The 20,473-nt window shown below is 45.3% G+C and carries 13 protein-coding genes; 4 read left to right on the top strand and 9 right to left on the bottom strand.

Annotated features, from left to right (window positions below; translation table 11 throughout):
- Positions 1-36: 36 nt before the first annotated feature.
- The 8 genes from ruvA to NBH16_RS02395 all read right to left on the bottom strand — a co-directional run bounded on the left by ruvA (position 37) and on the right by NBH16_RS02395 (position 10,126).
- Positions 37-627, bottom strand: a complete 591-nt coding sequence (gene ruvA / locus NBH16_RS02430) for a Holliday junction branch migration protein RuvA (RefSeq protein ID WP_005866654.1) — start codon at positions 625-627, stop codon at positions 37-39.
- A gap of 64 nt (positions 628-691) precedes the next feature.
- The gene (locus NBH16_RS02425; RefSeq protein ID WP_057319230.1) at positions 692-1,579 is read right to left on the bottom strand and encodes an SMP-30/gluconolactonase/LRE family protein; all 888 of its coding nucleotides are present in this window, start codon (positions 1,577-1,579) and stop codon (positions 692-694) included.
- A gap of 11 nt (positions 1,580-1,590) precedes the next feature.
- A complete protein-coding gene (locus NBH16_RS02420; RefSeq protein WP_005861045.1) occupies positions 1,591-3,045 on the bottom strand; it encodes a TrkH family potassium uptake protein in 1,455 nt (484 codons plus the stop codon).
- Positions 3,046-3,054: 9 nt separating this feature from the next.
- On the bottom strand, positions 3,055-4,392 hold the full coding sequence (trkA, locus tag NBH16_RS02415; protein ID WP_005861043.1) for a Trk system potassium transporter TrkA: 1,338 nt from the start codon (positions 4,390-4,392) through the stop codon (positions 3,055-3,057).
- 20 nt (positions 4,393-4,412) lie between these two features.
- Positions 4,413-6,311: a 1-deoxy-D-xylulose-5-phosphate synthase gene (dxs, locus tag NBH16_RS02410; protein ID WP_008773943.1), complete on the bottom strand. Its 1,899-nt coding sequence runs from the start codon at positions 6,309-6,311 to the stop codon at positions 4,413-4,415.
- 618 nt (positions 6,312-6,929) lie between these two features.
- Positions 6,930-7,295, bottom strand: coding sequence for a DUF3244 domain-containing protein (locus NBH16_RS02405; RefSeq protein ID WP_121960963.1), 366 nt, complete (start codon positions 7,293-7,295; stop codon positions 6,930-6,932).
- A gap of 88 nt (positions 7,296-7,383) precedes the next feature.
- Positions 7,384-9,114 carry a tetratricopeptide repeat protein gene (locus NBH16_RS02400; RefSeq protein ID WP_250788055.1) on the bottom strand — a complete coding sequence of 577 codons (1,731 nt, stop codon included), beginning with the start codon at positions 9,112-9,114 and terminating at the stop codon, positions 7,384-7,386.
- A 226-nt stretch (positions 9,115-9,340) separates the two neighbouring features.
- Entirely contained in the window at positions 9,341-10,126 is a 786-nt protein-coding gene (locus NBH16_RS02395) for an inositol monophosphatase family protein (protein ID WP_057326074.1), read from the bottom strand.
- 177 nt (positions 10,127-10,303) lie between these two features.
- Here NBH16_RS02395 and NBH16_RS02390 point away from each other — a divergent pair, with 177 nt between their 5' ends.
- From NBH16_RS02390 to NBH16_RS02375, 4 genes are all read left to right on the top strand, one after another.
- Complete coding sequence (locus NBH16_RS02390; RefSeq protein ID WP_048927898.1) at positions 10,304-10,978, top strand: TonB-dependent receptor plug domain-containing protein; 675 nt, start codon at positions 10,304-10,306, stop codon at positions 10,976-10,978.
- Between the two features lie 29 nt (positions 10,979-11,007).
- A complete protein-coding gene (locus NBH16_RS02385) occupies positions 11,008-15,618 on the top strand; it encodes a translocation/assembly module TamB domain-containing protein (protein ID WP_250788053.1) in 4,611 nt (1,536 codons plus the stop codon).
- The gene (gene tamL / locus NBH16_RS02380) at positions 15,615-18,068 is read left to right on the top strand and encodes a translocation and assembly module lipoprotein TamL (RefSeq protein WP_005866633.1); all 2,454 of its coding nucleotides are present in this window, start codon (positions 15,615-15,617) and stop codon (positions 18,066-18,068) included. Before NBH16_RS02385 ends, tamL begins: the two co-directional genes overlap by 4 nt.
- A 129-nt stretch (positions 18,069-18,197) precedes the next feature.
- Entirely contained in the window at positions 18,198-19,469 is a 1,272-nt protein-coding gene (locus NBH16_RS02375; protein ID WP_250788051.1) for a hypothetical protein, read from the top strand.
- Between the two features lie 105 nt (positions 19,470-19,574).
- Here the strand turns inward: NBH16_RS02375 and rocF are convergent, their stop codons facing one another.
- A complete protein-coding gene (rocF, locus tag NBH16_RS02370) occupies positions 19,575-20,471 on the bottom strand; it encodes an arginase (RefSeq protein ID WP_005861034.1) in 897 nt (298 codons plus the stop codon).
- Between the last annotated feature and the right edge of the window lie 2 nt (positions 20,472-20,473).

Raw genomic sequence — 20,473 nt, 5'->3', positions numbered from 1 at the left:
GTCAATTGTTAATCGTTAATCCTCAATTGTCAATTATCAAAGCATTCTAAGCGCAGTTTTAATTACTTGTTCCACAGCTAAAGTGGGCGAGCCTTTCAAAATAGCGGATACCGCTTTTTGCGAAGCCGCTTTCTGGAAACCCAACATAACCAATGCGGCTACGGCCTCCTCGGTTACCGCTCCATTAGAGACTGATGCCTCCGGCAAGTTTCCGGCCATACTCTCCATAGGTTTCACCTTATTTTTCAAATCTACCAAGATACGCTGGGCCGTCTTCAAACCAATCCCTTTCACGGCAGTCAATGCGGCCTCATTCTTTGAACCGATCACTTGAACCAATTCGGAGGGCGGTAGAGAAGAAAGGATCATGCGTGCGGTATTCGGTCCCACTCCAGAAACGGAAGTAAGCAAAAGGAACAACTCCCTTTCGATTTTCTCGGCAAAGCCAAATAGTAAATGAGCATCTTCCCGGATTACCTCATATATATATATTTTTCCGGTAGTCTTGTTCCCAAACGCACTATATGTATTCAAGGATATATTCAGCTCGTAGCCTATACCACCACACTCCAAAATCATACGTGTAGGTGTAAGTTCCACGATTTCACCCTTTATATATTCTATCATCTATATATCTTTTTAATATTCCGTACCTATTATAACGCAAAATTAATCAAAAACGTATATCGGGTTACCATTCTTTTCCCGGATAAGGAACCTTAAAGGTTTCAAAACAACCCCGATCCTGCAATGTCACATAACATTGACGATGATCAGGTCCTCCAAATGTTAAGTTAGACGGCTGTTTTCCTGTCAATTGAATCTCTTCAACTAAATCTCCTTGCGGATTTAACAAAGCTATAGTACCCTTATCATAACGGCAAATATAAAGATTTCCTTTCTCGTCACACTTCATACCATCCATACCGTACCCCTCAAAAGTATGAAATAGACGTTTATTCCTTAAAGTACCATCCGGGCATATATCATATACCCAGACTTTTAATTGGGCAGATTCATTAACGTACAAGCGTTTACCATCCTCACTCACAGCGATGCCATTAGTCGTTCCCATATTCGTCTCCAATAAGGAGACTTTCGCATCCGGGGTAATCAACCAAAGTTGGCCTTTTTGATTCGGCCAATCCGGGTCACTCGCATACATATTTCCATTGGGGGCAAATACAATATCGTTTGGTTGATTCATCTTTGGCTCATGAGCGAATACGCTGATCTTCTTAGATTTCATATCCACTTTTAAGATATTATGCCCTGTATAATCCGCCACGTACATATTTCCGTCTTTCCCGAAGCGGATACTATTCCCGGTAGATCCTTCCGGCAAAGTGAGAAAACAGCCATGGCTACCATCTGGGCGTACAATACCGATCGTCCCTTCTTTCTTATAATTTACGGCATATAAATTTCCTTCGCTATCTACAGCCGGACCTTCTATTCCGGAAGTAAATGTGTGCTCTGGCATCCAACCCGTTGCTTTCAATACATTCTGGGCATTTAAAGAAATCCCACAATACAGAATACCACACAGCAGACTAGCAATGACCTGTATACTTTTCATTTTCAATAATTTTACTGTTTCCAAAAACCGGGGACTAATATCGTTAATACCGTAAATATCTCCAGACGCCCTGTTAACATCAAAAAAGACAGAAACCATTTCGACACCGTGGGGACATCCGCAAAATTACTTACCGGACCAAGCGTTCCCAAGCCGGGCCCTACGTTACTTATAGCAGAAACAGCAGCACCAATCGCCTCCGAAAATCCCATCCCATCCAAAGATAAAGCCAAACAACTCACCACGATTAACGTAATATAAGCGAACACAAAAGCTAACACACGGTGTACGATATCACCAGATACGACATGTCCGTTCATTCGTACTGGAATCACCGCATGGGGATGTGTCTGTTTCTTAAATTCATTGGAGAGATTCTTCGTTAAAATAACGAAGCGTCCCATCTTCAAGCCACCGCAAGTAGATCCGGCGCATCCACAAATAAACATCAAGATCAATGCGATAAACCAGAAAAACGGTCCCCAAGGAATATAGTCATCCGTAGCGAATCCACAGGTAGAAACCAAGGTCACCACTTGGAAAGCCGCCTTACGGAACGCATTCTCTACATCCGAGGCGAATCCAAGGTACAAGATCCACACCATGACAACGATAATAGCGCTTAAAACAAAAAAGAAAAACCAGCGAAACTCCTCATCTTTAATCAATTTCTTCACATTTCCATTAAAACAGAAATAAACCAATGTCATATTGGTAGCTCCGATAAACATGAAAATAGTTATTACATACTCTATATAAGAGGAATTCCAATAAGCGATACTTGCGTTTTTGGTTGAATATCCACCAGTAGATATAGCCGTGAACGCATGATTTACCGCATCATACAAATTCATCGGACCAGCCCATAAAAGGCCGACTAAAAAAAGTGTCAGAAAAACATACACCCCCCACAGGCGTTTAGCGACTTGCGTAATACGAGGACGAAAACGTTCATGGGTTATACCGGGCGTTTCGGCATCAAACATCTGCGAGGCACCACCTCCGAAAATAGGCATCAAAGCCACGGTGAATACGACCATACCGATACCTCCCTGCCACTGTGTAAGACTCCGCCAGAATAAGATACCTTTAGGCAATGCCTCTATATTCGTTAAAATAGTAGAGCCTGTAGTCGTAAATCCGGACATGGTCTCGAAAAAGGCATCGGTCACATTATCTATATATCCTCCAATATAGAATGGTAACATTCCAAATAAAGAGAATAAAATCCAAGTCAATGTCACGATCAACATTCCTTCCCGCCGGCCGGCCGAGTGTTCATTCGCCTTAAAGCCCATAGAGTAGAACAAAAAACCGGTCCCGAATAAGATTCCGCTTGAAATAAGAAGCGGATAGACATCACTCCCCCGATAAAGGAAGGCTACGACAGTAGCAGCCAGCATAAAAAAAGTCTCAAGGATGAACATCACCCCTAGCATCTTCACTATAAAACGTACGTTCAACATAACTATCAACTAGTTAAAGTAGTCCTCCAGCTTACGCATAGCCGTATCCAAGCAGAATACGACAACATGATCGTATGCCTGTATCTGAGTATCACCCTTGATCATCATAGGTTCACCGTCACGAATCAACCCACCGAGAGTCATATCTTTCGGCAGACGGAGATCCTTGACTTGTTTCTTGGTAATCTTTGAATCCGGTCGAGCCACCAACTCCGCTACATCCGCATTCGCAAAGGTCAAACATTTCACGTTAGAGACATCCGCATCCAGAAGAAATTGATAGATATGGCTGGCCGCTATCAGCTTTTTGTTGATAACCGAACCGATGTCCATACTTTCCGCCAATTGGATATAATCGATATTCTCAATCTTAGCGATTGTCTTAAACACACCTAAACGCTTAGCGGCCAGACATGCCAATATATTCGTGCTGGAGTTTTCCGTCAAAGCTATAAAAGTCTGCGCATCCTTGATGCCTTCTTGCATCAACAAATCAGTATCACGGCCGTCTCCGTTTATAATCAAGACATTACTAGGCACTACCTCAGCGATTCGATGACTTTTCTCTTTATTAGCCTCAATTACTTTTACCCGGATGTTATTAGGTAAATATTGGCAAGCACGGATAGCGATACGGCTTCCTCCCATAATAATAACCTTCTTTACTTCCGGATCTTTCTTCCCGGCCAGTAAGCGCACATCCTCTATATGAGATCGGGTCGTCGTAAAGAACACGATGTCACCAGACTCTATCCGGTCCGTACCACGGGGGATTATCGTCTCGTTCTTTCGCTTAATAGCGACAATATGATATAGCTTCTGCTCATTTAGCAATTCGGCCAATACCCGGTTCACCAAACGGGAATTATCCCGAACTTTAACACCTATCAGAATTAAAGCTCCACCAAACAGCTCCCAATATTGGCGTGTCCACGGACGGCGTACAGCTGTCACGATCTCCTTAGCCGCCAACATCTCAGGGTAAATCATCGAGTTGATTCCCAGTTTCTCGAACAGCTCTTTATTTTTAGGCAATAAATATTCGTAATTATTAATTCGGGCCAACGTACGATGCGCTCCTAGATTATGAGCCAACATACAAGCCGTCACATTGGTAGTCTCCTCGGGAGTAACACTTACGAACAAGTCCGCTTTCTTGATCCCCGCTTCCTCCAAATCTCTAAGCGAGGTCGGATTCCCGACCATAGGGAGAATCTCCATGCTAGATTTTGAGAAATTCAGCCGTTCCTCATTCGGATCCATCAAAATGATGTCCTGATTCTCTTGAGATAACATTTTCGCTAAATGTGTACCTACTTCTCCCGCACCGGCTATGACAATTTTCATATTTTATTAATTGACAATAATCAATTCTCCTTTTTCAACTGTTTCGCAATGCTCTCGGCATCCATACCACATAATTGATACAGTTCCGGTATAGAACCATGCTCGATAAACGCATCCGGCACTCCGATACGCTTTACATGAGGCGTATAACCATTGTCTGCCATAAACTCAAGGACAGCGCTACCAAAACCACCTTTTATCACTCCATTCTCTACCGTAATAATACGGTTATATTTCCGCCCGATCTCATGCAACAGCTCCTCATCCAACGGTTTCAAGTAGATCATATCGTAATGGGCTATCGATACCCCCTCTTCTTTCACCATCTCGATGGCTTTGATCACCTCGTTTCCGATCGGTCCGATAGAAAGTACGGCGATATCATCCCCGTCACGCAACTTTTTCCCTTTTCCTATAGGCAATACTTGCATCTCGTTACGCCAATCTTTCATCTCCCCCTTACCTCTAGGGTAACGGATTACGAACGGGCCATTAAAAGCAGCATAGCCTGTATACATCAAATTCCGTAAATCCAACTCATTCAATGGGGAAGCGATTACCAAATTCGGTATCGGACGAAGATATGCTAAATCAAACACGCCATGATGTGTAGCTCCATCCTCTCCCACTAATCCCGCACGATCCAGACAGATCACCATATGTAGTTTTTGCAAAGCTACATCATGGATAACCATATCATACGCACGCTGCATAAACGAAGAATACACGTTGCAGAAAGGTATCATTCCCTCCTTAGCTAATCCGGCAGAGAAAGTTACGGAATGTCCTTCCGCAATTCCCACATCAAACGCACGATCCGGGAAGGCTTTCATCATATAAGTCATCGAGCAGCCGGAAGGCATAGCCGGAGTTACGCCTACAATACGCTCATCTTTCTCCGCAAGCTCTACCAATGTATGACCGAACACGTCTTGATATAATTGAGGTTCATCTAATTTACGAACGATAATACGCTGGCCGGTTTCCTTATTGAACTTTCCGGGAGCATGCCATTCCGTAGCGGACTCTTCCGCAGGTTTAAAGCCTTTTCCTTTTTTCGTTTTGATATGCAACAGCTTAGGGCCTTGCATATCTTTTATATCATTCAATACCTTCACCAGATAATTTACATCATGCCCATCCACCGGACCGAAGTAACGGATGCTGAAGCCTTCAAATAAATTATGTTGCTGGGTAAGCAATGCTTTAAGGCTATTGTTAAAACGTAAGATGTTTTCCCGGCGATCGTTATTGATGAGCTTGATCTTCTTTAAGCCTCGATACACATCGTATCTCATTTTATTATAGGCTTGACTCGTCGTTATATCCACTAAATACTGGCTAAGACCACCTACGCTATGATCTATCGCCATATCGTTATCATTCAGGATAATCAACAAATTATTAGGGTTGGCAGACGCATTATTCAACCCCTCGAAGGCGAGTCCTCCGGTCATAGCGCCATCCCCGATCACGGCGATCACATGGCGATCCAGTTCCTTCTTCAAGGCCGAGGCTACCGACATACCCATCGCCGCAGAGATTGAATTTGAGGCGTGTCCGGCGATAAAAGCGTCATACTCACTTTCCGCAGGATTAGGGAAGCCGCTAATTCCTTTAAACTTACGAAGCGTATGGAAAATATCTTTCCTTCCTGTAAGTATTTTATGTCCGTAAGCTTGATGCCCGACATCCCAGACAATACGGTCATAGGGGGTATTGAATACATAATGAAGGGCGACTGTCAGCTCTACCGTACCAAGGCTTGCACCTAGGTGACCGGGATTCTCAGACAAAACATCGATAATATATTGACGCAAATCGGCACATACCTGCTCCAACTTATCCTGTGACAAATGTCTCAGGTCTTCCGGAAAATGAATGCTATCCAATAGGTGTTCAACTTTGCTTTCAGCCATGTCTGCTAATTTTTCTGGCAAAAATACAGAATAAACGGCATATATAATAGTATTGTTCTGTCATTTCTTAGACAAGGGGGAAATCCATATTGATTTTAACAGCTAAATCCTATAAAATTTCATAGTTATGTTTTTTTCAAAACATAGTTATGAGTTGTGAATTTCATAACTATGAATTTTTCAAGTTATAATATAGTCATGAAATAACACCATTTGGAAATAAAAATAGCCCAACCACACCAAATTTGATCTCTTAAAAAGCACAATAAGTCTAATATTTCCAAACTATTACCTATACACCTCATAATCAACATACAATAAAATTGTATCTATCCAAGCTCCGATTAGTATCCATAGTATTTTGAATTTCTATTAATACTAATCGCAATTTCTATGGATAGTAAAGCAGCCTACAATGGAGCCTATTTTCAAGAAATATACAATAAACAGAATGACTCCCGGCTGATTAATAATACGTTTAGCGGTAAAACATATACATAGATACGTTTTCAAGTAAAGATTCGTATTTGGTACAGTTGTCCAAATAAAAAAGAGCTGTGCTTCCCATTTTACCGAGAAGCTTAACAGCTCTTTCTTCTTACAAAACCTCTTAATTTTTTATTCCAAGGTAAAGCTACCGGTCAAGTGTCCCAACCGATGTAACAACACAACCTGATACTGGCCATTTGCTTCTCCCGCTAAAGAGAAAGAATAAGTTCCACCTGCCTCTGAAGAAACAACATCTTCATAGACTTTCACTCCTTTATCATTCATGACACATACGGTCAAGTTTGATAAAGCATCTTCAAAGCTCAAGGAAAGGATGTCTCCTTCGATTGATGCTACTGGAGGACGGTTTGTGTGAACAGAACGATAATAATCCTCCTCATTCCATTGTCCTTCTGTAGGAATAGTATCCGCAAAAGAAAACTGAACTAAAAACAACATAACTGCTAAAACAGCAAATTTACATGCATTTCTCATAATAAATGTGTATTAATTGTGCAACAAACATAGCATGATTAGTTAAAAAACTGGATATTACTAACTGCACAAATTATGCACAATCCTATTAAAAGTCACGTATAAACTTATCAAATTTTTCAGAAGAGCCTTTCTCTGAGTGAATTTTATCATATAATCGTTTCCTTATCATTGAAACATTAGTTGGTGTTGTTACAATCAACATAGCAATGGTAACAGGAGGAACATTTGCTTTAATTAAACAGCTTACCCGCAATTCCGTCATCGTTAATTTAGGAGCGACACTCATTAAGCGATGGGTAAAATTGTCATATGCATCATCTATACCCTTAAACAACTGCTTCCAGTCCTCTTCTTTAGGCCTCCATTCTTCTTTAAGGTGAAATCTATAATAAATATCTGACATACAAAATTTCTCAATTAGAAGTTGCTTTTCCGTTTTAACGCATTTTAAAGTTTGATTTTCGGCTTCCAATTTTAATTTTTGCAAAGCCATAAGTTCTTTCTCTTTTTCAGTATAGGCCATGGAAGACTCTTCCAGTTGCTTTTCTAAACACTGGATCATCTTTTCATTATGTTCAAGACGTATTTGATCTTCCTCTCGCTTCTTCTTTAGCACAAATAGCTTTTCTCGTTGCTCACACAGCTTCATCCTTTTTCTTTTCATAGAGAAATATACACATATTACCCCTATTACAACACAAATCAGACAAACTCCACCAAACAAACACACGTATAAATATCTTATCTCCATTTTATCAAGCAAAATCTTCGCTTTCAAAAATTTTGATTCAGCTTGATGATAATCATATAGACTCTCCATTTTACGAATTGACTCAGTCTGCTTAATCAGATTAATAGAATCTCTCAGTTCTTCATATTGTATCTGATTGATAGCGTACTTCTTCCAATGTTTCTTTTCTAATTCTAATTGAGCCAAATAATAAAAAGCACCCGCACGTGTTTTAATAATAGGGCTATTAGTACAAAGTCGTAAATAAAAATAGGCAGAATCTATCTGATTTGTTTTATGGAAAAGTTTTCCTAAAGTAAGATATGTGGGATCCAACAACACTTTTTTGGAAGGAGAGCTCAAAACCTTCTGTATATATTTGTAACTTTTTAGATACTCTCCCTTATCTATATACAAACTGGCTAATTCACCATAAACCAGAGGTTTATTACGACTACTACAAACAAGAAGAGCTTGCTCATAATATGCTATTGCACTATCTTTCTTTTCTAAAGCAGTAAAAGTTCGCCCTATATCTCTCAAAACATATGATATTCCAACTGAATCTTGCATTAAAGCAAAGCGATCTAAAGCCTTCCTTTGGTAAGGAAGAGCCTTTTCATACACATTTTGATATGTATATAACATTCCTATGCTACTATAAATTCGTCCAATAAGTATATAATCATTAATCTGATTTTCATCCTGCAACGCTTTCAAATAATAATCCTGCGCATGAAGAGCATCACCTAGGTCTTGGTTTATTCTCCCTCTATAATACCAAGCTTTTGCTTTTCTTCCCCAATCTTCCGTTTTATCAAAAAATTCAACTGCTATTGTAATTAACGAATCTGAAGTAGGTTTGACATAAGTTTTATTTTGAGCTTCTGTCAAAAGTAGGTAGTACATAGCACGATCCTTTTCTGAAAGATCATTTACATCTTGTATTGTTGATAGCAATGTTAAAACGCTATCGGGATGTTGGGACATTATCTTTTCCGCATGTTCATATAGACCTGAGTGATGGCTACATGACATTAGTCCAGTAATAAAGAACAGAAAAAAGACGTATAGATTGTTTTTCATACTCTGTAACATTTTTATTTTCCACAAATGTAAGTAAAATCTCTAATCCTAAAAGTCTTGATTTTTACTGAATTAGACACACACGAGGATTTACGGGTATTTGCATTCCTCCATCTGTTTTGAAAATCAAAACGGATCAAACACCCCGCAAATAAGAAGTAAGTTTAAACTCTTTTACCTTTTAAATACACACAGAAGCACTAGAATACGCAGGATTACTCTAGTATTAGGGCAACAAAGACAACACAAGAGAGTGAACCTTGCCATTGCTGGCAACTACCTGTTCACCCGAAGCCCAGTTCTCTCCTCCATTGAAATCCGATATTTTTCCTCCGGCCTGCAATAAAATCAAGGCACCAGCAGCTACGTCCCAAGGGCCTAAAAAGGCCTCTATACGGGCATCAAAACGTCCTGCTGCCACATAACACAGTTCAGCGGCGGCAGATCCCATCAAACGGGTACCTCCCGCAAAACCATACAACCTATCAACCAAATGAGCGGCTACCGGACGATAAGCATCAGAGTTATAAGGGAAACCCAACGCAATGAAAGCGTTATCCAGTACTGAGACATCCGATACATGTATCTCATTCCCATCCAAGTAAGCCTTACCACCTTTCACTGCATAAAAACACTCGTCCCTACACACCTCATAGACTACTCCTAACAATAACTCCTTCCGATTTCTTAAAGCGATACTCACGCAATAAGGTGCGATATCATGAATATAGTTTGAAGTACCGTCCAATGGATCAATTACCCAACAATATTCCTCATCGGTCAAACTTCCAGAGCCTTCCTCCGCGATAAAACCAGCCTCGGGTAGCAAAGTAGACAAAGCCTCTATGATCTGTCGTTCCGATTCTTTATCCACATAAGATACATAGTTATGAGCACTTTTTTCCTCCACTAAGTTCCAGTCAAACTTTCGGCGTTCTTCTTTTAAGAATGTCGCAGAAGCACGAGCTATTTCTCGAACCTCCTTACACAAATAGGCTAAATCTAATTCCATACCGTTCATTTTATTTTGGCAAATGTAATGATTTCCATTTATAGTAATCTCATTTTAGCGACAAATGAGACCACATAGAAACGTAAAAATAATACCTATTACGAATTTACCCTAAAACTCTGCCTTTAAGAAATATTATATTATCTTTGTGTTATGTTCAGCTAAAAAGATTGAGCTATGAAAACAATACATTATCTTTCAATCATCATCTTATCATTCAGCAGTCAAATACTTTTGGCACAGAATGATACTTTAGTCGGTGTATTGCGTGACATCAGCGATAAAATAATCAAACGCTATCCGGTCACGCTAGGCAGTCAGAATCCGATCACCGTGAAAACGAACAAACATGGCGTATTCACCATCCCGGGGGCTAACCTGAATGATACCTTGTTCGTCACTATTAAGAAAACAAGAAATATAGTCAAAGTCCCAGTCAACGGATACAATTATATAACCATTACTTTAGAGAATAGCACATTCAACGCAAAGCGTAGTTTTGAACCGGATGAGGCCCTAAAAGAAATTATGGAAAGGGAACGAAACAAAATAGTAAGCTCAAGCGTTATGAATAAAGAAGAGATACAGAAAACCGGATGCCGGGATCTCTATTGCCTGCTACGAAGGATGAGTGGCATAACATTCGCCGATGGTTCCGTACGCATCCGTGCGAGTGTTTCCCTAAACAGTCCTAGTGACCCGCTAGTAGTGGTAGACGGTATACCGATGGACCTATCTGTTCTAAACACGATTCCCGTCGAAGATGTCTCGGAATTAAAAGTATTGAAAGACGCCGGTGAATACGGGGTAAGAGGCGCAAACGGAGCGATCGTCATAAAAACAGGCAAATAAACAAATAAGAAAAAGAGAAACGTATCAATATGAGAGTATGGATTAAACGGATAGGAGTGATATGCCTAATACCGATCGCATTGGTATTGTTACTCTCTATATTACTATATATACCTCCTTTCCAAAACTTCGCGGTACGGAAAGCGACCGAATACGCAGGAAAAGCGACTGGTATGCAAATCGGGATCGAGCAGATTAGGCTATCTTTCCCGTTAGACCTTACGGTTAAGGGTGTCGAGGTCGTAAATCCTCCCGCCGATACCTTGTTGAGTTTACAGAGCTTGACGGTACGGGTTCGTGCCCTTCCTCTTTTGCGGAAGCAAGTATTGGTAGAGGCGATCGACCTCCGGAACGTAAAGGTTAACACCGGGACTATGATTGAAGGTATGGAAATCAAAGGATTCTTGGGAAAGCTTTACCTGCACGCCGATCGTATAGACCTGTCCGAGGAGAAAGCTACATTTAATACCGTAGATTTATCCGATACCGCCATTACCCTTCTATTAAATGATTCAACCTCGAAAGAAGACACGACTTCCACACCTCTGAACTGGGTACTCAAGCTGGATAAAATTAGTTTGGACCGGGTAGCCTTCGCCCTACAAATGCCCTCGGATTCCTTACGCCTTACGGCTTTCGTAAATAAAGCCGGGCTAAATAACGGCCTCGTAGATCTTGGAGCGGAACAATATAAGGCGAGAAACTTTGACATAACGAATTCTACATTCGCTTATGACGGGAATTACGCGGCACCCGAGCAAGGACTCGATTTCTCCCATATCAGTTTAACGAACCTGAACACCTCTATCGATTCCATCTTATATCAAGGAAAAGAAATAAACGCCCACATCAAGGAATTCTTCGTGGAAGAACGTTCCGGCCTTAAGGTTTCGGCATTAGCAGGAAATGTCCGGAGTGACCATGAACAGATAGACGTACCGGACCTACTTCTCCAGACACCAAATTCCGAAGTGAGATTGACAGCGACTATCCCTTGGAGCTCCCTCGAGGATCATCCGCAAGGTAGCATGAAAGCCCTGTTAAACGCCTCGTTGGGGAAAGAGGATTTATTGATAGCGGCAGGTTCTCTTCCGGAGGATTTCAAGAAAGCCTACCCGGACAAGCCTCTCGCTATTACGGCTGGCGTAGAAGGCAACCTCTCCAGTATACGTATCATACAAGGCGATATCATGCTGCCGGGAGCGTTTCAGATGAACGTCACGGGTAGTATGGAGTCCGTGACGGATAGCATCCGGCGAACCGGTGAGATTCAGTTAAAGGCTCGATCCGGTAATCTGGATTTTTTGCTGGCGATGCTTCCCGCCTCCCAACGGGATCAATTTGCCATTCCGGCAGGAATTCAGTTGAAGGGGGAAGCTACAGTCGCAAATCAAGAATACCGCACCGAGCTTGTTCTTACCCAAGATAAAGGCAAAGTAGGTCTGACCGCCCGCTATAATCCGGTAAAACTGGCTTATGAGGCTAATTTACGGATAGACAGTCTGGAACCTACTCATTTCATGCCTAAAGACTCTCTATTTTGGCTGACCGCCTCTGTTAAAGCAGAAGGCCGGGGCACAGATCCTTTCTCTGAACGTACATGGGCCAAACTGGACGGTAAGATATCGGATATACGCTATGGCGCCTCATCGGTATCAGACGTATCCATCGATGGCTCTCTGGAAAAGAACTTACTGAAAGTGGACTTGCTTAGCAAATACCCGTTGGCGAAAATGGATGTCTCCTTAAACGCGACCCTCCACAAGCACGAGGTGAAAGCGATGTTGATAGCGGATGTAGAGAACATGGATTTACAGGGTATGCACTTAATGGCAAATCCCTTCGCCACCTCTTTCCAGCTCTTCGCCGAGGCAGAAAGTAATCTGGATGAAGATAACACGATCGACGTTACGTTAGGAAACTGGGAGGTCGTCACCCCGAAACAAAGTTTCAAGCCGAAAACGCTGACCTTGCATGCCCGGACGGATATCGATACCACCCGTGTGTCTTTCCACGCCGGGGATTTAGGGATCATCCTCACGGGTACTGATTGCATACACCACATCACGGATAAGTTGACTAAGGTATCGAACGATATCACCCTCCAATTGGAACGGGACTCGACAGTCAATCTGGAGATCCTTCGCCCGCTCCTCCCCGATATGTACCTCGAGGTACGGGCAGGACAGGACAATCCGATCTACAACTATCTCCAAACCTATTACGTAGATTTCAAGAGCATCGCCATGAACGCCTATACCTCACCGGAAACGGGTATACGCATGGATGCCTCCATTTACGATCTGGCACGGGATACGATGCAGATCGATACCATCCGGGCGGAGATGCACCAAGATTCGCTCGGATTACTCTATAGCGCCCAAGTGATCAAGAATAAATACAGGCAGCAACAACCTTTCAGCGCCGGGCTGGACGGGCAAATACGTTATGGCTTCGGCGACGCCCGCCTTTATTTCAAGGACGGGAAAGGCGAGACCGGCTTGTTGCTCGGAATCCGGGCCGATAAGATACAGAACGGGGTCAAGTTCCATCTCTTCCCCGATGACCCGATCATAGCGTTCCGCCCTTTCAAGCTGAATCCGGATAATTACGTCGTGGTACGCAGCATGAAGGATATCGAGGCGAACCTACGACTCAGCGGAGATAATAACGCCGCCCTCTGGATACACTCCCAAGCGGAAAGTGACGAGATGGAGGAAGTCCACGCCGAGTTGAACCAGATCGACCTTGGGGTTATCTCCAACGCATTCAGTTATATCCCGCCGATGAAAGGTATATTGAACGCCGATTTCCAGTACGCTCCTTCCGACTCGGCCTTCATGGTCGTGGCGGATATGAACATTGATGATCTGTATTATGAGAACGAGCGGGTCGGCGAACTCATGTTCAACGCAGTCTATCTACCTTTAGAGCAGGGGAACCATCAAGTGGATATGCACCTTTTCCGGGACCGGAAAGAGGTGAGTGCCATTACCGCCTTATACCAGATGGGCGAGACCGACCATATCAGCGGTAATATCGAGTTCATGCACTTCCCCTTGGATATCGCCAACCCGTTCATCCCGGATGATATGGCGAAAATGGGCGGAGACCTCGATGGTACACTCGCTATCAGCGGACAAAGCGATAAACCCATGGCCGAGGGATATCTGATTCTCGATACCGCTTCCGTTTATGTAGGCGCCGCAGGTTCTACCTTCCGTTTCGACGATAAGAAGATAGAGATAAAGAACAACCGAATCTTGTTCAACCAATATGGTATTTACGCATACAACAAGAATCCGTTTATCATCAACGGAGAAGTGGATTTCAACGATTTATCCCGCATGACCGCCAATCTTAAACTAACGGCGAATAACTTGCAACTGCTGAACGTTAAGAAAAACGAGGAAAGCCTTGTCTACGGAAAGCTGTTCGTCAACCTGAATTCTACCGTACGCGGGCCGTTGGATGCCTTGACCATGCGAGGGGACTTGCAGTTATTGGGCGGGACGAATATCACCTACGTGCTGAAAGACTCCCCGTTGACCGTGCAAGACCGTATGTCGGACATGGTAACCTTCACCTCTTTCACGGATACCTTACGCCGGCGCATGCCTCGTAAACCCCCGTTGCCGATGGGAGGCATGGACATGTTGATGACGATCCACATCGATCCCGCCGTACAAGCGAACGTGGATTTAAGTCCCGACCAGTCCAACCATATCAATTTGGAGGGTGGCGGCGATCTTTCCTTCCAGTATACCCCGCAAGGCGATATGTTCTTGAACGGACGCTACACGCTGACGGGCGGAACCATCAAGTACTCCATCCCGGTCATCCCGCTGAAGGAGTTCAACGTACAGGAGGGTAGCTACGTGCAATGGACGGGCAACCCCATGGACCCGACCTTGAACCTTACGGCTACCGAGCGAGTCCGTACGTCCGTCACCCTAACCGGGCAATCATCGCCCCGCTTGGTGAATTTCGACGTAGGCATCGAACTGACCCAACAACTGGAGAACCTAGGGTTGCAATTTACCCTCACCGCCCCGGAAGACATGGCGATGCAAGAGGAACTAACCTCGAAAGGTCCGGAGGAACGGGCGAAGCTGGCTGTCAGCATGCTCGTGACCGGTATGTACCTCGGCGGTGGCGGTGGTAGCGGCAAAGTGAACATGAATATGGGAGACGCCTTGACCAGCTTCTTGCAAAGCGAGATCAACAACATCGCCGGAAGCGCCTTGAAGTCCGTGGATATCAGTTTCGGCATGGAGACATACGACGATAATGGCGACGCCGGAGGCGGTACTCGTACCGACTACTCCTTCCGCTTCGCCAAGCGATTCTATAATGACCGTATCCGTGTGGTTCTAGGCGGCCGTATCTCTACCGGCGAGAACATTAACAACGGGCAGGCGCAGCCGTTCATCGACAACGTATCCGTCGAATACCGGCTGGACAGCAGCGGCTCCCGCTACGTCAAGCTCTTCCACGACAAGAACTACGAGAGCCTGCTGGAAGGCGAGATCACGGAGACCGGGGCCGGTATCGTGCTCCGCAAGAAAATGATGCACCTCAGGGAGTTATTCAACTTCAAGAAAACGAAAGTGAAACCCATAAATGATGAAAAGGAATGAAAAGCATTTTAATATATTTTAGGCGGGACGACTCCCTCGGGCGGGGGAGGATGTCTCCCTCGGGCAGGGGAGAGTGTCTCCCTCGGGCAGGGGAGGATGTCTCCCTCGGGCGAGGGAGAGCGTCTAACCCGAGCGGGGGATGGCACGTCGCCACCGGGAGCATCCTCCTATCCGTACTTCTTCTCTCCTCTTGCTCCACCACGAAGAACCTTCCCGAGGGAGCGGTCCTATATACCGGTATCAAGAAAATAGAGGTGAAGAACGAGGATAAGACCAAACCCGGCGAAGCCGCCTTGGAAGAGGTCGAGGCCGCCCTAGCCTATCCCCCCAACAACGCCTTGCTGGGAAGCTCCTCGATCCGGGTGCCTTTTCCTTTCGGCCTGTGGGTCTACAACGCTTTCGTGAACAAGAAAGGGAAGGTCGGCAAGTGGATCTTCAACAAACTGGCGTCGAAACCGGTGCTGATCACCACCGTGAACCCGGATGTCCGCGTCAAGGTAGCCCGGAACCTATTGAACGAGTACGGTTATTTCAACGGAGAGACTTCTTTCGAGGTCATACCCGATCCCAAGAATCCCCGGAAGGCGAAGCTGGAATACAGTGTCACCATGAACGATCCGTATACGCTGGACAGCATCCAATACGTCCATATCCGTCACCGTGCCGACTCATTGATCGATGCCACGATCGGCGATCGTATCCTCCACAAAGGAGAGAATTTCAATGTCGTCCAATTGCAAGCCGAGCGGGAACGCATCTCGTCCTTGCTCCGTAACAACGGATATTACTATTTCCGTCCCGATTTCATCACCTATCAAGCGGATACCTTGTTGAACCCCGGGAAAGTGGCCTTACGGGTGGCCCCGAAGGAAAGCCTGCCCCCCTCGGCCCTCCGTCCTTGGAAACTCGGGGATATATCCGTCTGGCTAAACGGCTATCAGAATGAGACTCCCACGGACTCGATCCGCTATAAGGACCTTACGATCCATTATGAGGGTAAGCTAAGGGTTCGCCCCTCGGTCATTTACAACCGTTTATATTTCAAGCCGGGGGAACTTTATAACCAGCGGGCGCAGGAACGGACGCAAACGGCCCTGTCCCGCTTGGGTATCTTCCGTTATGCCGAGTTGCAATATTCCCCCCGTGATACCATGCGCCGTCAAGATACGCTGGATCTGCGGATCAATACGGTCTACGATCTTCCATTGGACGGCGAGCTCGAGTTGAACGTTACCGCCAAGAGCAACGACCAAGTGGGTCCGGGCGCCATTTTCAGCGTGACCAAACGGAATGTCTTCGGAGGGGGCGAGACCTTCGGCGTGAAACTCCGCGGCTCTTACGAATGGCAGACCGGCAACAAGCTGGATGGTAGCAACTCCAAGATCAACAGTTATGAGTTAGGCTTGACTACCACGCTGACTTTCCCACGGGTATTGTTCCCTACATTCAGCAAACGGGACATGAATTTCCCGGCCAGCACCACCTTCCGCCTCTATGCGGACCAGATGAACCGGGCCCGTTTCTTCAAGTTGCTGGCATTCGGTGGTGACGCCTCGTATGAGTTCCAGCCTACCGCCACGTCTCATCATTCCATCACCCCTTTCAAGCTGACGTTCAACTTGCTCCAGCATACCACGCACGAGTTCGACAGCATTACCAACGTGAATAAGGCTCTAAAAAAGAGTTTGCAAAATCAATTCATCCCGGCCATGAACTATACCTATACCTATGATGATTCCCCGATTACCAGTCGCCGGAACCATCTTTGGTGGCAGGCATCCGTTACCCAAGCGGGCCTTGTCTTGGATGGGATTTATGCGTTAGCCGGGAAGAAATTCAATAAAGAGGATAAGGAATTACTCGGCAACCCCTTCGCCCAATTCATCAAGGGAACCGCCGAGATACGTTATAATTACGCCCTCGGGCATAAGCAATATCTCGTAGGCCGATTAATGGCCGGCGCTATTTATAGCTACGGCAACGCCCGTACCTCCCCTTATAACGAGCAATTCTACATCGGCGGAGCGAATAGCATCCGTGCCTTTACGATCCGCAGCATCGGTCCCGGACGCTACTACCAGAACAGCGACAACAATAAATACGCTTACATCGACCGTACGGGTGATCTTAAATTCGAGGCCAACCTCGAATACCGCTTCCCGATCCTTGGCGACCTCCACGGGGCTACCTTCCTCGACAGCGGCAACATCTGGTTGATCCGAAACGATCCGGATCGTCCCGGCGGACAACTGAAATGGGGTAGCTTCCTCAAGGATCTAGCCTTAGGAACCGGCTTCGGCCTGCGTTACGACCTCACCTTTATCGTCATCCGTTTCGACGTGGGTATCGGTCTGCATCTCCCTTACGATACCGGAAAGAAAGGCTATTACAATATCCCGAAATTCAAGGACGGCATGGGTTACCATTTCGCTATCGGATATCCCTTCTAGCTGTTCCATTCCTAGGATTCTGTGGTCTTATCCAAGGTATTTCATTTTCAATAGGTCAACCCTAATTGGAAATGAGATACTTTTGCGCTCTCATTTTAATAACAAACAGATTAATTAACGAACAGAATCATGAAGAAGATTTTTTACTTAATGTTGGTAGCCCTTACTGTGGGTATGTTCACCGCTTGCGACGACGATGATGAGAATACCCCTCAAATCAACAACCCGGAACCCAAGGAACAATGGGGCAAGACGCTTCGAGGCGACAATCAAACCCTACTGGCCTTTCCTGATATCTATGCCGATTATTGGGAATACACCTATTCTTACAAAGATAATCCAAACATCGGCCTTCGTTTGACTGGAAAGTTCCCGAAGTCACGCTTCTCCAACTTCACGGTTTATAACGACGAGACCCAAATAGACGTATCCAGCATTGAAGACGTAAATATCCAACCCGACGACAGCTCCATCAACCCTTATGTAAAGGAAACAGATGACTACGGAGCAAATGGCTATACGATTTACATCATTCCCGCTAACACCCCCGCCAGCGCACGTGCCTCGATGAAGAACGTATGTGAGTTCCCGGAAGATGTCAATATGGTCTCCATTTTCATGCGTCTTTACTTGGCGAAACAATATAGCGGCGATGAGTATGGCGGCGTGGACATGCCTGCTATCCAAGCTTTCGATGTGACTACAGGTGAGGAAGTAGATTTCCCGAAGCGTGAGGTCTGCAACATCCACGAATCGTTGAACTTGCCGCCGATGGATTTCTCCGCCGACCTGCCGCAACTCCCGTTCATGCGTGCCCCGCTGAGCCTAATGTACCCGAACAGCCCGGCAGAATACCTATTCGCCCGCATCAAACTGAACGAAGGGGAGGTAGCAACTTTCCGTTTCATCCCTCCTACGGCTCCTAAAAGCGTAAGCGAATACGCCACCGCCGATGTACGATACTGGTCCATATGCCTTGGGTCAGCCGAGACCTACTCGTATGCCTCTATTTACGACAAAGAAATGCCTAAAGTGGACAAGGAAGGTTTCGTAACCTTTATCATAGCGGACGCCAACTCCGCCAAACTGCCCGATCTCCAAGCGAAGGCGGAAGCCAACGACGGTACATATATACTGACTTGGAACCGTAAGGAGCAAGGAGATGGAATCCTTGCCTTATACCGCAACATGGTGATCAACGAGAATTATCCACATTCCATGCGCAAGTTGATGGAGTCCGTTCCTCTAGCGGCCGCCGGCGGCGATATGAGCGGTTTCAACCCGATGAAGATGATCGCCATGCTCGCTATGGGCAACTGGGGACCGCAAGGCTATAAATTCAGCGAGGACGATTTCTTGAGCGATAGCTTCAATTACGCCAATATCCGAAGAATGAAATAAACCAATAGACATATCGTATTTTCAAGTCCCCTCGTATCCGGTCTTAACCGGAACAAGGGGACTTCCTTTTCACACTCTTATCATAAACCATGGAATTTAGATTCCTTATAGACGGGCGGTAATATAATCGATGATCTGCAGACAAAGGTTTGTGGTCTGCTCGTTCACGTCCAGCTCCGGATTCAGCTCTACCAAATCCATCGACTTAACCAGATTCGTAGACAACATATGATCCACGAAGTTATTAAACTCATCCGGCATCAGTCCCTCACACACACGAGTTCCCGTGCCCGGAGCGAAACGGGGGTCTATGCTATCCACGTCTATGCTGAAATGCACGTTGCGGATCTTCCGTTCCTTCAATTTCCGCTTGATGTCCTCAGCTACGAAGCCGATGCCTTTCAGATGGATCGTCTCCATCGTATAGACACTCAGCTTCTCCCGCTCGATCAAATCCCACTCGCCCTCATCCAGACTGCGGGTCCCGACCAAGAATACGTTCTGCGGATTCACCTTATTCCCGGGAGCGTAGATATTCACCAGTTCCTCGCTTCCCATCCCCATCAACGCACTCAGAGGCATCCCGTGGATATTACCACTGGGAGAAGTCTCGCTGGTATTGATATCCCCATGAGCGTCCAGCCAGATAATACCGAAATCATCATAACATTTACCCACGCCCGAGGCGCTACCTAAACCCAGCGAATGATCCCCGCCAATCACCAAGGGGAACGCTCCTCCACGCAATGTATCATAAACCAACTCCGCCAGATTCGTATTCACCTCCACGATCGCATCCAGATATTTCATGCTGTTACCCCGTACGAACTTATCCGCCTCGCTAACAGGGGGTACATACAAATTACCCAAGTCAAAGGCTTTATGCCCGTTCTTCCGGATCACCCCCATCAATCCCCGTTCCCGAAGGTGGTTCGGGGCACGCTCTACGCCAGCCCGGTCACATCCCAGATTCAAGGGAACACCTATTACATTTATCTTCATAC

The sequence above is a fragment of the Parabacteroides sp. Y3-G-102 genome (assembly GCF_023656845.1).
In the GTDB taxonomy this organism is placed as follows: domain Bacteria; phylum Bacteroidota; class Bacteroidia; order Bacteroidales; family Tannerellaceae; genus Parabacteroides; species Parabacteroides distasonis.
The sequence above is the reverse complement of the archived record's forward strand: the minus strand, read 5'-3'. Positions and strand labels throughout refer to the sequence as shown.

Coding starts and splice junctions, on each gene's coding strand:
- rocF (WP_005861034.1), bottom strand. CDS start 20,471: ATGAAGATAAATGTAATAGGTGTTCCCTTGAATCTGGGATGTGACCGG.
- NBH16_RS02385 (WP_250788053.1), top strand. CDS start 11,008: ATGAGAGTATGGATTAAACGGATAGGAGTGATATGCCTAATACCGATC.
- NBH16_RS02390 (WP_048927898.1), top strand. CDS start 10,304: ATGAAAACAATACATTATCTTTCAATCATCATCTTATCATTCAGCAGT.
- NBH16_RS02400 (WP_250788055.1), bottom strand. CDS start 9,114: ATGAAAAACAATCTATACGTCTTTTTTCTGTTCTTTATTACTGGACTA.
- NBH16_RS02425 (WP_057319230.1), bottom strand. CDS start 1,579: ATGAAAAGTATACAGGTCATTGCTAGTCTGCTGTGTGGTATTCTGTAT.
- NBH16_RS02375 (WP_250788051.1), top strand. CDS start 18,198: ATGAAGAAGATTTTTTACTTAATGTTGGTAGCCCTTACTGTGGGTATG.
- ruvA (WP_005866654.1), bottom strand. CDS start 627: ATGATAGAATATATAAAGGGTGAAATCGTGGAACTTACACCTACACGT.
- dxs (WP_008773943.1), bottom strand. CDS start 6,311: ATGGCTGAAAGCAAAGTTGAACACCTATTGGATAGCATTCATTTTCCG.
- NBH16_RS02420 (WP_005861045.1), bottom strand. CDS start 3,045: ATGTTGAACGTACGTTTTATAGTGAAGATGCTAGGGGTGATGTTCATC.
- NBH16_RS02395 (WP_057326074.1), bottom strand. CDS start 10,126: ATGGAATTAGATTTAGCCTATTTGTGTAAGGAGGTTCGAGAAATAGCT.
- NBH16_RS02405 (WP_121960963.1), bottom strand. CDS start 7,295: ATGAGAAATGCATGTAAATTTGCTGTTTTAGCAGTTATGTTGTTTTTA.
- tamL (WP_005866633.1), top strand. CDS start 15,615: ATGAAAAGCATTTTAATATATTTTAGGCGGGACGACTCCCTCGGGCGG.
- trkA (WP_005861043.1), bottom strand. CDS start 4,392: ATGAAAATTGTCATAGCCGGTGCGGGAGAAGTAGGTACACATTTAGCG.